Source organism: Roseburia sp. AF20-18LB (genome assembly GCF_003461185.1).
Taxonomy (GTDB): domain Bacteria; phylum Bacillota; class Clostridia; order Lachnospirales; family Lachnospiraceae; genus Roseburia_C; species Roseburia_C amylophila.
Genome location: NZ_QTWP01000001.1, coordinates 748,702 through 764,802, shown reverse-complemented (window position 1 = coordinate 764,802; position 16,101 = coordinate 748,702). Strand labels below are relative to the sequence as shown.

The 16,101-nt window shown below is 41.1% G+C and carries 13 protein-coding genes; 11 read left to right on the top strand and 2 right to left on the bottom strand.

Annotation, left to right across the window (positions count from 1 at the left end; all coding sequences use genetic code 11):
- Nucleotides 1-240: 240 nt before the first annotated feature.
- Both DWX65_RS03670 and DWX65_RS03665 read left to right on the top strand, forming a co-directional pair.
- Nucleotides 241-1,398: an exonuclease SbcCD subunit D gene (locus DWX65_RS03670; protein WP_118172821.1), complete on the top strand. Its 1,158-nt coding sequence runs from the start codon at nt 241-243 to the stop codon at nt 1,396-1,398.
- The gene (locus DWX65_RS03665; RefSeq protein WP_118172820.1) at nt 1,395-4,574 is read left to right on the top strand and encodes an AAA family ATPase; all 3,180 of its coding nucleotides are present in this window, start codon (nt 1,395-1,397) and stop codon (nt 4,572-4,574) included. The genes DWX65_RS03670 and DWX65_RS03665 overlap by 4 nt, the downstream gene beginning before the upstream one ends.
- On the opposite strand, the gene DWX65_RS03660 is transcribed toward DWX65_RS03665, so the two are convergent.
- Nucleotides 4,566-5,114: a TetR/AcrR family transcriptional regulator gene (locus DWX65_RS03660; RefSeq protein WP_118172819.1), complete on the bottom strand. Its 549-nt coding sequence runs from the start codon at nt 5,112-5,114 to the stop codon at nt 4,566-4,568. The genes DWX65_RS03665 and DWX65_RS03660 overlap by 9 nt on opposite strands.
- 102 nt (nt 5,115-5,216) lie before the next feature.
- The gene (locus DWX65_RS14815) at nt 5,217-5,402 is read right to left on the bottom strand and encodes a hypothetical protein (protein WP_118087211.1); all 186 of its coding nucleotides are present in this window, start codon (nt 5,400-5,402) and stop codon (nt 5,217-5,219) included.
- 433 nt (nt 5,403-5,835) lie between these two features.
- Here DWX65_RS14815 and DWX65_RS03655 point away from each other — a divergent pair, with 433 nt between their 5' ends.
- The 9 genes from DWX65_RS03655 (at nt 5,836) to DWX65_RS03615 (ending at nt 16,035) form a co-directional block, all read left to right on the top strand.
- Entirely contained in the window at nt 5,836-6,681 is an 846-nt protein-coding gene (locus DWX65_RS03655) for a DegV family protein (protein ID WP_158564693.1), read from the top strand.
- Nucleotides 6,682-6,963: 282 nt separating this feature from the next.
- Nucleotides 6,964-8,499, top strand: coding sequence for an ABC transporter permease (locus DWX65_RS03650; RefSeq protein ID WP_118087213.1), 1,536 nt, complete (start codon nt 6,964-6,966; stop codon nt 8,497-8,499).
- 96 nt (nt 8,500-8,595) lie between these two features.
- A complete protein-coding gene (locus DWX65_RS03645) occupies nt 8,596-8,868 on the top strand; it encodes a sensor histidine kinase (protein ID WP_118172817.1) in 273 nt (90 codons plus the stop codon).
- Nucleotides 8,869-8,898: 30 nt separating this feature from the next.
- Nucleotides 8,899-9,546: an HAD family hydrolase gene (locus tag DWX65_RS03640; protein WP_118172816.1), complete on the top strand. Its 648-nt coding sequence runs from the start codon at nt 8,899-8,901 to the stop codon at nt 9,544-9,546.
- A 15-nt stretch (nt 9,547-9,561) separates the two neighbouring features.
- Entirely contained in the window at nt 9,562-10,608 is a 1,047-nt protein-coding gene (locus tag DWX65_RS03635; RefSeq protein WP_118172815.1) for a GGDEF domain-containing protein, read from the top strand.
- A 54-nt stretch (nt 10,609-10,662) separates the two neighbouring features.
- Nucleotides 10,663-11,730, top strand: a complete 1,068-nt coding sequence (locus DWX65_RS03630; protein WP_118172814.1) for a lysozyme inhibitor LprI family protein — start codon at nt 10,663-10,665, stop codon at nt 11,728-11,730.
- Between the two features lie 22 nt (nt 11,731-11,752).
- Nucleotides 11,753-12,742, top strand: a complete 990-nt coding sequence (locus DWX65_RS03625) for a guanosine polyphosphate pyrophosphohydrolase (RefSeq protein WP_118172813.1) — start codon at nt 11,753-11,755, stop codon at nt 12,740-12,742.
- Between the two features lie 12 nt (nt 12,743-12,754).
- Complete coding sequence (locus DWX65_RS03620; RefSeq protein WP_118172812.1) at nt 12,755-14,017, top strand: hypothetical protein; 1,263 nt, start codon at nt 12,755-12,757, stop codon at nt 14,015-14,017.
- Nucleotides 14,018-14,529: 512 nt separating this feature from the next.
- Nucleotides 14,530-16,035, top strand: coding sequence for a hypothetical protein (locus DWX65_RS03615; RefSeq protein WP_118172811.1), 1,506 nt, complete (start codon nt 14,530-14,532; stop codon nt 16,033-16,035).
- Nucleotides 16,036-16,101: the final 66 nt, after the last annotated feature.

The window sequence follows — 16,101 nt, the reverse complement described above, 5'->3', positions numbered from 1 at the left end:
TCATAATTATTATACATAAATAAGTCATAAAATCAATAAAAAAACTGCGAAATTTTTATAAAGTGAAGAAAGTTGAAAGATTTTCCCCCTAAAGAATTAGCCTCCTGCTTAAAAATGCTGCCATATAATTCTACAGAAGTCCGTTGCGGCAGCACCACAGACAAGCTATAATACAAAGTAAGAGAAAAATATAATCTTACTTTGTAGGATAATCTTGTATAGAAAAGGAGCACATGGGCTATGAAGATATTTCACTTATCCGACCTTCACATCGGATTGAAATTAATGAATCATGATTTAAGGGAAGACCAGGAATATATCCTGCATCAGATTGTAGAGCGGGCCAGAGAAGAAAAACCGGATGCCATTTTGATTGCAGGAGATATTTATGATAAAGCAGTGCCAGCGGCAGAGGCAGTAGAGGTATTCGATCATTTTATCAATGAACTGACGGAGATGGTGCCGGAGGCTGTCATTATGATGGTTAGCGGAAACCATGACAGCGCACCAAGAGTGAACTGTTTTCGAAGCATTTTATCAAGACAGCATTTATATATGATAGGAAAGCCGCCTGAGACGAAAGAGGAATACATTGAGAAAGTGACATTGACGGATAAGTATGGGAAAGTGAATTTTTATCTACTGCCTTTTGTGAAGCCGTCTATGGTAAAGCAGATTGTGGGAACGGATGAAAATGATAACAATCTTTCTTATGATGCAACTTTGCATAAGCTTCTGGAAAGAGAAAATGTAAATGAAGCAGAGCGGAATGTGCTGGTGAGCCACCAGTTCTATCTGCCGGCAGGAAAAGCGGCGGAGGATGTCGAGCGGATGGATTCCGAAATCCGCACCGTGGGAAATATTGATGAAGTGTCTGCGGATGTGTTGGAGCGGTTTGACTATGCGGCATTGGGACACATTCATAAGCCTATGACCGTGGGAAAAGAGTGTTATCGTTACTGTGGAACACCTCTTGCCTGCTCCGTCAGTGAAGCGGGACAGAAAAAGGGCATTATTATGGTGGAACTGGAAGAAAAGGGCAAGCTTTCCACCAGAGTAATTCCGTTAAAACCACTGCGTCAGGTGCGTATTGTGGAAGGAGAATTAGAAGAAGTATTAAAGCAGCCATCCGATAATTTTGTAACTGTGATTCTTACCGATAAGGTGGATGTCAATGTCTTTGACATGCAGGACCGGCTGCGTCATGCATTTCCCAATTTGCTGGAAATCCGAAGAGAAACGCTGCACAAAGCCAATTATGAAATGGAAAAATTCCGGCATGAGGCAGAGCTTGATGCCTTTTCGCTATGCTGTGAGTTTATCGGAGAGATGAATGAGGAAGAGAGAGAAATTCTTAAGGAAGTCATCAATAAAGTAGAGGAGGAGGCTGAGTTATGAGACCATTAACTTTGGAAATGCAGGCATTTGGTTCTTATGGAGACCGGACGAAAATTGATTTTCGAAAACCATCCCAGAATTTATTCCTGATTACCGGGGATACCGGTTCCGGCAAGTCCACTATTTTTGATGCCATAGTCTTTGCGTTATATGGAGAAGCCAGTTCCAATGCTAATAAAAAAAGTGGAACAGAGCTGCAGAGTCAGTTTGCTACAGCGGGCGCAGAGCCTTATGTGGAATTAAAATTCTGTGAAGGAACAGAAGAAAGCGGCGTCTACACAGTGCACCGTGTGCCAAGACATGTCCGCCCATTGAAGCGGGGAAGCGGTGAAAAGGAAGAAAGTGAATCCGTTACCTTAATCATGCCGGATGAAAACGTTTATTCGCAGAAGGAAACAAATCAGAAAATCATTGATATTATCGGGCTGACCAAGGGGCAGTTTATGCAGGTGGCAATGATTGCCCAGGGAGAATTTATGGAACTGCTCCGGGCAAAATCCGATGAGAAAAAAGTGATTTTCCGAAAATTATTCCACACAGAAAAATATGAAAAGATTGCCAATGAATTAGGAGACCGGAAAAGAAAATTAGATGCAGAGATTGCCACAATCCGTACGAAGTTTCATGCCAAGGCTGAGAATGCGGACATACCGGAAGCTTTTGAAGAAGCGGGAGCCCTGTTGGCATTGAAAAAGAAGATGCAGCAGGCGGATGCGAAAGCACCGGAGATGGAACGATTTTTAGAATTGATGCAGCAATTGTGCCAGTATCTTAAGGAAGAGGGAAAGCAGAAAAAGAAGGAAGCAAAAGAAGCGGAAAAACTGCGGGAGCATTGCAGGAGTGCGTTGCAGGAAGCGGAAAATCTGCAAAAATCCTTTACCCAGATGGAAGAAGCACAGCGGGAGTTAGCACGCCTTTTTGAAGCGGAAGAGGAGATAAAAGAGACTGCCCGGTTAGAGCAGATGATAAAGCTTGCCTATGATGCAAAGCAGCTCTATCAGCAGTATGAAGAAGCGGTAAAGAGGCTGGAGAATTTAAAGGCAGAACAACAGAAATTAGAAGAAAAGCTGCCGGAGATAAAGAAAGCTTTAAAAGAGGCAGAAAAGGAAAGAAACTTAGCAGAGGCGGAAAAGGAAACACAGCAGAAGAATTACAGTATTATAGAAGAAAAAGTAAATCGCACGAAAGCGGCATTGAAAGAAATAAGAAAAGCCGCACAGGAAGTAGAGCAGAGTAAAGATGCTTTGCAGCAGGCGGAAGAGACGGAAAAAGAGACAAAAGAAAAAAGCACTGTCTTAGAGCAGAATATCGTGCAGTGGAAGAAAGAAGCAGAAGCCTTCGAAGAAATTGAAGTAAGGAAGTTACAGATTACCGGAAAGAAAGATGCTCTTGCAGAAATTGAAGATGCCGTAGCAGAGATTACAGAATCAAAGCAGCTTCTTGGTAAAGAAAAGAAACAGGAGGAACATGCAAAAGAGATTTATCGGGAAGCATCCGGACAGTATCAGGCAAAGCAGCAGGAATACGAAACATATCGTAAGCGGTTTTTCGATGCGCAGGCAGGTATTTTAGCAAAGGAATTAAAAGAAGGAGAGCCATGCCCGGTCTGCGGTTCCATGGAACATCCAAAGCCATGCATTGCAGTAGAAATGCAGGAAGAATTAAGCCGGGAAATGTTAGAAGCTTTAGAAGAAAAGGTTAAAAAGCTACAGCAGAAGCAGGAAGCGGCATCCACAGAAGCCGGTGCATGTCACGTAAGAAGAGAGAACCGGGAGAAAGAGTTAACAGAAAAACAGGAAAAGTGCCGGAAGAAAATAGAAGACTTTGGAAAGGAAGCAAACCCGGCAGCCGATGAAGAAATGGAATCCTGGCTTGTCATACGAAAGAAAGAGCTTACAGAAGAAGAAAAAATACTTTCGCAGGAGATAAAAAAGCAGAAGGAATTGTCTCATAAATTAGAAGAGGCAGAAGCAAAAAAGATTGTCCTTCAAAAAGAAGAGACAGAAGCAACAGAAAAGAAGCTATTGGCAAAAGAGCAGTTTGACCGTTGTCAGGCAGCTTACACAGAGCGGAACCGCACCCTTGACTATACATCTGAAAAAGAAGCGGATGAAGTCTTGGCAGAAGCACAGCAGAAGAAGGCTTCTGCAGAAAGTGCATATGCAAAGGCTGATAAAGAAAAGAGCCGTTTAGAGGAAGAGAAAACCGGTACACAGACAGGCATTGTCCGTTGTGAAAGAGAACTTCCGGAACGGAAAAAGGAAGCAGAAGCCAAGCAGCAAAAATATGATTTATATATAGAAGAAAAAGATATTTCCAAACTGGAATGGCAGACTCTGGTGGAGCAGTATTCGATGGATGCCATGGAAGAGATGCGGCAGAAAAGGGAAGATTATCAGAATCAGAAGACGATGTATCAGAGCCGCTATGAGACAGCGAAAGAAACTGTAGGAGAGAAAGAAAAACCGGACGTAGAGAAGCTTTCAGAGGAACTTAAGGCAGCAGAGGAGCAGAGTAAGCTTGCAGGCAGGGCAGCCAATGAGTGGGAGATTTCTAATCAGAAGGATACGGAAATCTTAGAAGCGGTAGAGGAAATATGGAGCGGGCGGCAGCAGGTATTAGAGCAGCACAACCGTATAACACGGCTTTATACTGTCATTTCCGGAAATGTGTCCGGCAGCCGTATGGATTTGGAGACCTTTGTGCAACGTTATTATCTGGAGCGGATTCTTTATGCAGCAAACCGCCGTTTTGAAGAAATGTCAGCAGGACAGTTTGAACTCAGAATGTTTGATGAGAAGAAGGCTGCAATCGGAAAGAACAAGGGACTTGACCTTATGGTATATTCCAATGTGACCGGAAAAGAGCGGGAAGTCCGTACGCTTTCCGGAGGAGAGTCCTTTATGGCGGCGTTATCCATGGCACTAGGCATGGCAGATGAGATTCAGGAAAATTCTGCTGCCATACATCTTGATATGATGTTTATTGATGAAGGCTTTGGTTCCCTAGATGAGCATGCAAGAGAGCAGGCGGTCCGGGTATTAAAAGAGATGGCAGGCGGCTCAAAGCTTATTGGAATCATTTCCCATGTAACAGAATTAAAGCAGGAAATGGAAGACCAGCTTCTTATTACAAAAGATGAAGAAGGAAGCCATGTCCGCTGGCAGCTAAGCTAGCGGATAGGCTCCCTGTTCTAACATTTCCGTCACCATGGCAGCCATAGCGGAAGGATGCTCCTTCATTCCGTTTTGCAGCCATTTTAAGAAAACATTATAGAGTGCGCCGGAATAGAAGTAGACTTTATACCGGTGAATATCATTATAAGGCATGTCACCCATATGATTTTCTAATTCCTGATCAAAAAGGTCTAAGTAAATGTATGCAAGACCTGCCTTATATACACTTAAAATAAATTTCTTGTAAGTCTTAAAATACCGGAAAATCAGTAAAATTGCCTCATAGCTGAAAAAGTCATTTTCAAGCTGTTCTGCCCGCTTCCGGTATTCTTCCATAATATCGTCCGTAATTTTAATCAACACTTCTTCCTTGGAATGAAAATTCCGGTAATAGGAAGCTCTTGCTACTCCGGCAGTGGTAATAATATCGGTTACGGATATATCGGAAAATGCTTTGGTGTCCATGAGTTTGGTCAGGGCACGGGCAATCTTTAATTTTACCTGGCGGTTCGCTTCGTATCGTTTGTCTGTTTCTTTCATTTGAATGCTCCTGTTCGTATGTGCTATGGATGTGTGCTGGTGGGTGGGACAGAATATGATATTCGTTTCTTACGATTTGCATTTGATATGTGCATTGGTTCATTACGCAAAGAGCGTTATTTTTCTTAGCACTGTATTTTTCTTGCTGTCAGGCTGTCCTTTCCGTTGCTTTGACCGGATGCCGGCTCTGTCCGTCTGATGCGGATACCACATTCCGTCTGAAAGAGACGCTAAGAATTCCGTTAAAGTTTCCGTATCTTCCGGCACCCGGCACATATTCGCATCCATGCTTAAGATGTGCCTCGCTGGCACGTCCCTGTGCCAGCGTTGCCGGTTGCTGCCGGAATTCTAAGCGTCTCTAACAGACTGCATATATCGTATCCGCATTCAGGCGAACAGAGTCCGGCATACTGTCAAACATTGGAAAGACAGGCTTTATCGGCAAAAGAAAAATGCAGTGCAAGAAAAACCGCTCTTTGACGTTAGAAGCAATGTATGTATCAAATACAAATCGTAATAACAAATATAAAACGACTGTCCCACCCACCGGCACCACATCCGTATCATGATACAAAATGATATAAAATGTCTCACATCAAACCGTTGAAAAAAGGGAAAACTATGCTACAATGCTACTTATGCAGCCACAACAATGTGATATAAATTATCTCACATATAGTGTGGCATAGATACAGACAACAGTCAAGAGATGGAGACGAAAATGAAGATAATTACAGATACAGGATCTGATATATTAGAAATCGAAGCAAAGGCAATGGGTGTGGATCTGGTGCCGATTTCGGCAAACTTTGCAGATGTTATATTCGACCGGAATACAGAAGAGAATTTCAAAGCATTTTATGAGAAACTGCGCAGCGAGGAACAACTTCCGGTATCCAGCCAGCCATCACCGGCAGCATTTTTAGAAAAGTATGAAGCGGCAGAAGAAGCAGGCGAAGAAGTGTTGGTGATACTCATTTCCTCAAAACTTTCAGGAACTTATAACGGAGCGGTGCTGGCGAAGGAAATGTGCGGATATGAAAAGATATATATCGTGGATTCCCTGCAGGCATCCTTATCCCTGCGGCTTCTGGTGGAGTATGCCGTGAAGTTAAAAGAAGAAGGTAAAAATGCAGAAGAGATTGCAGGAATCTTAGAAGAAGTAAAGAACCGCACCTATCTTACCGGTGTTCCATCCACATTATTATATTTGAAAAAGGGCGGACGTATTTCTCCGGTAGTTGCAGCGGTGGGAAATGTAATGGGAATCAAGCCGGTGCTGCTGCTCCGGAATGGAGAGATTGAAGGCTATTCCAAAGCCCGCGGCATGAAAGCAGCCAAAAGCGGAATGCAGGCATTTTTGAAAAAAGGAGAAGTGGATAGCTGCATGCCGGTAGAATTTGCTCACAGCAATAATCCGGAAATGGGAGAGGAATTCCGGAAAGAAACCATGGAAGCTTTTTCCCTGACAGAAAGCAGCTTACATGAAGTTGGAATGGCAATCGGAACCCATATCGGACCGGATGCACTGCTGATGGCATTTATTTTAAAAGAAAGCATGAAATAAGAATTTTCAGATTTAAGGATTCTTTAATAATTGATTCGTTATAGTAGAACCAGCAAAGGAAATAAAACTTTGCCGGTTCTTTTTTTGCTTTACAGGAAATTGACTGCAAAGTAAAAAACGCTCCGCGAGGATGCACACTGCGGCGTATAAGGTAGATGTCGCAAGCGACCGCCGCAGGCGCGGGAATGTGCCAAGGCACATTTTTTGTTACAAGTAGCGAGAAAATCGCAAAGCGCGTTTCGCGTAGTTGAGGTATACTAAGAGGATAGAAAGGAGCAGAAGATGTTTTGGGATATCTTACGCAAAGACTTAAAGCGAAAGAAAACAATTAATATTGTAATTTTGCTGTTTATTATTTTAGCTGCCATGTTTGTGGCAAGCGGGCTGAACAATGTACTGACGGTAGTAAATGGAACCGATTATTATCTTAATCAGGCAGACATTGGAGATTATGTAGTATTGACCCAGCAGGGGGATGGCGGTGTGCCGGAGCTTTTGGATACCTGTCAGTATGTAAAAGACTACCGCATGGATCATATTATGTATGCAGCCAAGGGGAATATCAAGGCAGAGGGAAAAGAACTTGATATAGCAAACAAGGCAATGATCATAGAATCCATTTCCGAAAGTGAGATACATTTTTTCACAAAGGATAATAAGGAGCTTACAAAAGTGCCTGAGGGTGAGGTCTATGTCACAGGAAATTTCTTAGATGCAAATGATTTAAAAGAGGGAGATAAACTTACGATTACCCATGGCAAAAACAGTGTGGAGTTTACGATTGCCGGAAAAGCAAAAGATGCGCTGCTGGGTTCTGAATTTATGGGAAATAAAAGATTTATTTTAAATGAAGCGGATTATCAGAAATTTGCATCGGATGAAAGTCTTGCAGAATACCGTGGCGAGATTATTTATATTGACACAGACAATCCATCGGAAATAGCCTCTTTGTTAAGCAATGCATCCAACATCCTATTTAACCGGGGACGGGACATTTTTAAATTATGTTATGTCATGGATATGATTGGGGCATTTGTGGTGCTGGTTTTAAGTGTATGCTTGATGATAGTATCCTTTGCAGTGTTGAAATTTACGATTACTTTTACGGTGACAGAAGAATACCGGGAAATCGGTGTCATGAAAGCCATCGGAATTACGGACTTTAAGATACGAAGCCTTTATCTTGTAAAATATCTGATGCTGGCTGTTGTGGGAGCAGCAATTGGATTCCTGGCAAGCATCCCATTTGGCAATATGCTGCTGCAGTCTGTGACAGAAAATATGATGTTGGGAAACAGTCATGCCATTACGGTAAATTTCATAGGAGCAGTCATTGTTATTGCAGTTACTATCTGGTTTGCATACCGGTGTACCGGAAAAGTAAAGAAGCTGACACCGGTGGATGCTATTCGAAACGGTCAGTCCGGAGAACGCTTTAAAAAGAAATCCATTTACCGGCTGGGAAAAAGCCGTTTTAACAGTACCTGGTATCTGGCAGTCAATGATATTTTAAGCAGTCCAAGACGGTTCCTTACGATTATATTGTCCTTTTTCCTCTGTTCCGTTTTTATGCTGGGAGTGGTTATTACAACAGATACCATGAAAAGTAAGAATCTGATTACGACATTTGGAAAAGAAAGTGATGTCTACATATCAGATGTATCACAGGCAATGGGGAATATGGCAGGAAAGACCCGGGCTGATTTGGCAAAAGAATTAGATGACCTGGCAGAAGAACTTACGGAAGAAGGCATGCCATCGGAAATGTCTGTCGAGATACAGTATACTATAAAGATAAACTTTCACAGCTTCATATAGGGTTTAACATGGGGGAGTATCAGAATTTTCTGGTGAAGGCAGATACAGAACGTTTGCTGGAAGTATTGCAGAATATCATAGAAAATGCTATAAAATATGGTAGTGGCAAAAAAAATTGGTATATCAATTTCAAAAGAAGAAGACTGTGTGCTGATTACCGTGGAAAATACAGGAGAAGTTCTTCCGGCAGAAGAACTTCCGCATCTTTTTGACAGCTTCTATCGTGGCTCTAATGCAGGAAACCAGGAAGGAAGCGGACTGGGGCTTTATATATGCAGAAAGCTGATGCATAAAATGAACGGGGATGTTTTCCTGAAACAGGAAGAAAATCTTTTTTCGGTAACTGTGGTAGTGGGGATGGCAAATTAGTCAATGGAAAAAGCAGGAAGAAAATGTAATATGATAAAAGCAGTTTTATTTGATATGGACGGAACACTCATTGATACAGAGAAATACTATAGAATCTGCTGGCCTAAGGCAATGGCGCATTTTGGCTATGAAATGAGTGATGAGCAGGCATTGTCCATGCGTTCCTTAGGACAACCCTTTGCACCGACGCATTTAAAGGAAATGTTTGCAGATGAGAATCTTGACTATCCGGCTATCCGGGCTTACCGGAAGGAATTGATGGAGGAATATCTTGCAAAGAACGGTATTGAGATAAAAAGAGGAGCTATTGAGTTATTGAATTTCTTAAAAGAAAAGAAAATCCGGCGGGCAGTTGCAACGGCAACCGACATGGAACGGACAGAAAGATATTTAAAGCAGATAGGACTATATCCGTACTTTGATGAAATCATCAGTGCAACCATGGTAGAACATGGAAAGCCGGCACCGGATATCTATACTTTTGCATGTGCACAACTTGGACTTGCTCCGGAAGAATGCCTTGCGGTGGAGGATTCGCCCAATGGGGTTATGAGTGCTTGTCGGGCAGGCTGTCAGGTGGCAATGGTCCCGGACCAGACACAGCCAGATGATGAATTAAAAAAGAAACTTACGATATGTGTAAATACACTGGATGAATTGAAAAACTTATTTTCATAAAATGGGAGAGGAAAGATGAATTTTTTATTTGATACCTCAATTGATGTGAGCCGCAGACAGTTTTATGTGCTGGCAATGGGAAGCTGTATCGGAAATCTGGCAGGATTTATTGGAAATGCATTGATTTTCGGATGGAGCGGAACAACGATTTTCTGCGGAATCTGTATGTTACTTATGGTTGCAGGAAGTTTCATTGGAATTAAAAAAGGACAGATACGTTATGCGTCTTATTTGATGATAGCAGTATTAAGCCTTGTGGAATTTCCGGCACTGTATTATATATATCAGACGGGAACGATTGTATACATGGTACTTGCGATGGTAGCAATTGCGATTTTTATTCCAACCGGAAATGCAATCCGGTTTGCCGGCGTGGTAATTGTAGCAGATGTGGCAGCAGTTATTTTAGCCTATATGAGACCGCTGGAAAGTGAAAAACTGTCAAAAGAAGTCGTGCTGCAGAGCACACTTTGTTCCCTGCTTATCGTTTTACTTTGTGTCTTTTTAATTTCTATCCTGCTTCAGATGCAGAGACAGAGACAGGAAGAAGAAGTAAAGAAGTTGAATGAACAGTTGAAAGATGCCGCAGATAAAGATGCACTGACCGGAATCTATAATCGTCGTTATTTAAATCAGTATCTGGGAGACCTTATTCTGGATGAGAAGGAAGAATTTGATGCGGTACTGATTGACCTTGACTTCTTTAAACATGTGAATGACACATACGGACATGGATTTGGAGATATTATTCTGGTGGAATTTGCAAGACTTTTAACAAAGCATGTAAAGAACAAAGGGATTGCAGTACGCTTTGGCGGAGAAGAATTTATGCTGGTTTTAAAGGGGATGAACACGGATGAAATCGGTAAAATGCTAGAGCATATAAGACGGGAATATAAGGAATTTACAAAGCATGAAAAGAATATCGAATGTTCTTTCAGCAGTGGAGTACAGCATTATACAGAAGGGATTGCTGTTACGGTATTATACCGCTTAGCGGATGAGAAGCTCTATGCTGCAAAAGAACGGGGAAGAAACCAGGATGTATTTGATTTAGAATAATAGAAAGATAAAAAAGGGGCGAGAAACGAAAAGGAACATCAGGAGGATTCGTTTGTGAAAGGGAAAAAGTTTTTAGTAATGATATTAAGTGCAGCGTTGGGAATGTCAACGTTTGCGGCTTGCGGAAGCAGAGTCGTGGAGTCGGAGAAAAAGACCATAGAAACAGAGGCAGAGACTGAGACGGAAGAAACGGAAAACTCAGAAGAGGTGACAGAGGAGACAGAAACGGAAAATGTGGATGAAGATGACATTTTTGCACAGCTTGCAGGAGAAAGCTTTATGTTTACCAGCGGAGCCGGTGCATGGGATTCTACATTGATTTTATCCGAGGATGGCTCTTTTGTGGGAAATTATCATGATGCAGATGCGGGAGATAGCGGGGATGGATATCCAAATGGAACCCTTTACTATTGTGATTTCTATGGAAAATTCACCCAGCCGGAAAAGATAAATGATTATACCTATGAGATGCAGTTGGAGAATATTGCAACGAAGGAAACAGAAGGCGACACGGAAATTAAAGGCGGCGTGAAATATATTTACACGGGACCGGCTGGCTTGGAAGAGGTTTATGATTTATATATTTATCTGCCGGGTGCACCGTTAGATGAATTGCCGGAAAGATTCCTGGACTGGGCATCCATTGGTCTTACCGATGAGGATACGACGCTTCCATTCTATGCAATTTTTAATACGCTGACCTTTGATACCTTTTTAGGACCGAGTGGAGATAAGGTTACGGTAAATGATAAAACCACAACTTCCGATGTATCCATAGAGAGTGAATTGCAGAAAATCGAGGAGAAAGCAGCAACCATGCAGGAAGACCTTTCCAGTGGAGAACTGGCACAGCAGGAAATGAATACCCTGTCTCTGCAGTTGTATCAGTTGTGGGATAATGAGCTGAATTCTATCTGGAGCCGTTTAAAAGAGACTTTGGATGAGGACACTATGACGACTCTTACCCAGGAAGAGCGTGACTGGATTAAGACAAAAGACAGTGCAGTAGAGGAAGCCGGCAAAGATGCCGAGGGCGGAAGCCTGCAGCCATTATTGGAAAATGATAAGGCGGCAGAATTAACAAGAAACAGGGTATATGAACTGGCAGAGTATTTGAAATAAAAAGATATTTTAGCGAGGAAAAATGGTTACATTAAATGATTACTTATACTCCGGAGCAACGGTGTTCCGGATATTGAAAAAGTATACGCAGGACCTCCGGGCATCCGCAAAAGTATCAAAAAATGAAGTGGATCTGGTGCACTGCAATTTCCTGATTCAGATTATGGAGCTGTTAGAGCACAATGATTTCCTGACAGCGCAGTCCCAGAAAATCCGTGAGTTCTACAAATATATGGCAATGGAATATCCTTATCTTTCCTTTACTTTTAAAGGAAGAATCAAGTCACTGATTCGTGCGGAGGGCAAATTCAACGGCTATATTGTAGAGTACATTTATGATTATTATAAAAAGAATAAAAGCTATCCGGACATTGCAGAATTAAAGGAAAAGCTGAACTGCTTCCGTGATCTGATTGCATACCGGATTGTGATTTCCATGCCACGGTGTCATTTGAAAAATCATGAGAACCGCGAAGAAGAGGAATTAAAGCACCTTTATCAGATTGCAAATGTGCTGCCACAGTTTTTAGAGGAGCGTGGATTTACGGCAGAGCCGACAGGCGGTGTCTTAAGAAGCAGTTCCCCGCTTTTGGATGATGCTGTAAAACCATATTACCGGGATTATATCACCAGCGAAAAGGAGGACGATTACAAATCCTTACATATTACTTTTTATGATAACAGTGCGAGATGTTATGTGGAAATGCAGCTTCGCACAAAGCAGATGGATGACATTGCAGAAATCGGTTCCGCCAATCATATTAATTATGAGAAAAAGCAGGAAGCATCCAGAGCACGCCGGGATACCATCCCGGAGGGAGAATGCATTTATTTTGATGAAGCTTATGAACGGTGCAGGCGTTTGCAGGAACTGGAGCTTTCCGGTGTGGATGTCGACATGTTTACAGCAGTAAGCAACAGCCTGATGAATGACGGCTGCGGCTTATACCGGGGAAGACTGATTCTTCCCTATGAGCATTTGTCGAGATTTCAGAATGATTTGATTGATTAGAAATAGAACAGAATGGAAGCGTATGAAACGGAGAAGGCAGCTATGGGTGAAAATATGGAAAAGGAACAATGGATGAAAGAGAGTCTCCAGATGCAGAAGGCAAGCTGGATTCAGGATGAAATCACAAAGCGCAGAGAGCGGGAAGATGAGTTGCTGCAGCAGATTTTTATGGAACAGAAAATGTTGCAGGAACTGGACGAAGACATGGACGAAAATATGGCACATGCCAGAGAAGGCCGCAAATACCGGGAGGACATGAAGGAGCGGGTCAATGACCGGGTATATGAAATCCATGACCTGAGTGCAGATAAGCGAGAGGGAATGCGGGAATACAAATATGCATACCGCAGAGGCTACGCCCTTGCCATGTTTTTCTTTTCACTGGCATTGTGCGTCTTTGTAGGCTTTTTACATGGAATCACATCACAAATCTGTCTGATGCTGATGTTCTTTACCGGCGTGCAGGCTGCCATTTTTGTACATCAGAAGCAGTGCTTCTTTCTCTGGAGACTTATCTGCGATATTTTCTCAGCAGTAGTTTTCCCGGTGATGCTGGTTCTCTTTATCGGCTATGAATTAAAGTACGGCTTCTACGATTTCCTGCTTCCAATCTGCCTTATCGTAGGACTGGTGCTGCTGGCACTTACCACAGCATCCTATTTCCTCTACGATCCATACCGCAGTGCCCGCCGCAGAGTCGGTGATGCCAAGAGCATGATCCGTTCTATCGAGCGTTCCGCCAAAAAGCAGGTCAAGAAGAGCCAGAAGCAGCAGGCGAAAGACGAGCTTCGCCAGAACCGCCTGCAGCAGAAGGAGCAGGATAAAGCCGAGAAGCTTCGCATCAAAGAAGAGCAACGCCAGGAAAAAGAGCTTAAGAAAGCCGCGCAGCGCGAAGAACAGCAAAAACTACGTGACGCAAAGAAGCAGGAAGCCTTAGAGAACCGCGAAGAGAAGAAGCTTGCCCTCATGGACGCTGTGGCAGCCAAGAAAGAGCAGTTCCGGGAGAAGTTCCGGAAGGATGGGGGAGTGGAAGAAACGGAAGAAGAGGAGAAGGAGAAAGCGGAAGAGGGCGTTTTGGCTTCGAATGAAGGCACGGAAGATGCAGAAAATGCAGAGCAGGGCGAGACAGTAGTTGTGGAAGATGCGGTGCAGGAAGAAGAGGCTGTGCCGGAGGATGTAGCGCAGGAAGAAGAGACGTTAGAAGAGGAAAACGTGCCTGAGGATGTTGTAACATCGGAGGATACTGCGGATTCGGGGGAGAATGAGGTAGTTTAGAGTTCAGATGAGGACGAGGAAGAGGAAGAAATCGTGACGGGGATGGAAAAATAATTAGATAAGGATAGAGATATAAGTATAAAATAGGAATCATAGAAAGTATTGTCGAATTGGGGCGTGAAGCAGATTGATAAGAGGGGAGATTTTGACGGTTTTTATTAAAAAAGGTTGCAATTTGGAGGAGGGAGATGCATAATATTTATATAGAATTTGGGGGAGAGAATGAGTATGGAAAAGTTAAGTAAATATGATAAAAAGAAATTAGAAGTTCACAAAAGATATGATGCGTAAGGGCATTGGTCGTTTGTGAATTTTTTTGTTGGGGTAAATTAGGGAGATATTAGAACCAAAATATTGGAATATTTGAGAAATATTGATAAAAGGAATTCTTATATGGATTAGTGGAGAAAAAGTTTAATGAAGATAGAAGTGGTAGACATAAATGATTGATGAAAGTTAAAACTATCATGGGAAGAACCAATAAAAAGTTATTTGATAAAGGAAAATAGACAATGTCAAAAATAATATTTTTTTATGATGAATCCGAACATAGTAGAAGGTTAACGCAAGATACGCTATCGGCAAATAATTTTGCAGACAATTTTTTGGCTGGCATAATTGGATATTCAGATAGTAATAGTTTTAATGTTGAAAAAGCATATGATGAATTTGAAAAAAAATATAAAAAACTATACACTGTTGAAGGCGAATTGAAAAGTACCATATTAAGGCAATCAAAATATAAATCGGGATTAGTTTCATTCAAAAAGGTTGATTTGTGTCTTTTGAATGATTTATTAGATTTAATAATTTCTAATGATATGTACTTGTATATTTGTTTGTTTAACAAAATTGAATATATCATAATTCAGTTATTGGACGGATATAAAAATTCTTTGGTTGTTGATGCAGATAGTTTAAAGTATTCGGTTGCAAAATTAGTTTCGCTATACAGGCCTCAAAATGTGTATGATGCGATGTATAAAAAAAGCGAAGATTTTATAAAGGAATTAAGAAAGTTTTTAATTGAGGTCAAAGATGAAAATGAAAGAGAGAAAAAAAGGGAAACAGAATCGTTAGCAATTGAAGAATTACTTATGCTTCTTGAGAACTGTTCTGATGATTTTGTTATTGATTGGGATTATAAAATTGCATTTTTGGGATTTAGTAAATATTTGGATGAAATAGAAATTGAGGATTATCAGCTAATTATTGACAAAGAAGGGAATGGGAAAACATTAAAAGCAGCAGAATTAGTTGGAATAAGAAATTGCAGTGAGGCAGATTCTAAAGAAATTATAGGCTTAAGAATTGTCGATTTTATTGCGGGGATAAGTTCTTCATTTATTAAATCTATACATAATAGTTTTGAATATGGTTCTACTGAAGAAACCAAAAAACTACTCTTTCTAAATAAAGCATGGTTTTATGTTCAAAGTAACAGTTTAGAAGTATATAAAAAACTTAAAAAGGTGATTATTGAACAGCATAAGGTATGGTATAAGACTTATTGTGGAAATTATTCTGATGATTTTCTCTACTTTATATGTATACTTAATTATTTCTCAAGGTTTTGTGACATTGAAGAGTTCAATAAATTGACACCAGAGCAACATCAAAATAATTTGAATGATTTGGCGGTTAAGTCATTAGGTGAGAGATTTGAAGTGCTTAGACATAAATTACCTATTGAGAAAATTAGAGTGGAAGAAGATGGTGTTTATTATAATAAGCAAGGGGCAAAATGCTATGTAGATTATAAAAGGTATAAGATGTTACCAATAGAAGCTAATAAAAGGAAAAAATTCAGTGTACTTAGTGTTGGAATGCTTGGAAAAATGGAAAAACCATGTGTAACAATTTTGGAAAATGATGTGCCGATATGTTATTTATTGCCAGATGAATTAACGGAATGGGCTATAATGTTGATAACTATAGCCGATATGGGGCAAAATCTATTTCCTTCATTTGTAGAATTTGGAATTATTGATAAAAGATTTTATGCAGAGATATTATAAAAGATGGTGTTTAAGGTAATTTTTCTTTAAATTAAATAACTTATGAATGTATAGAAAGAAGATGAT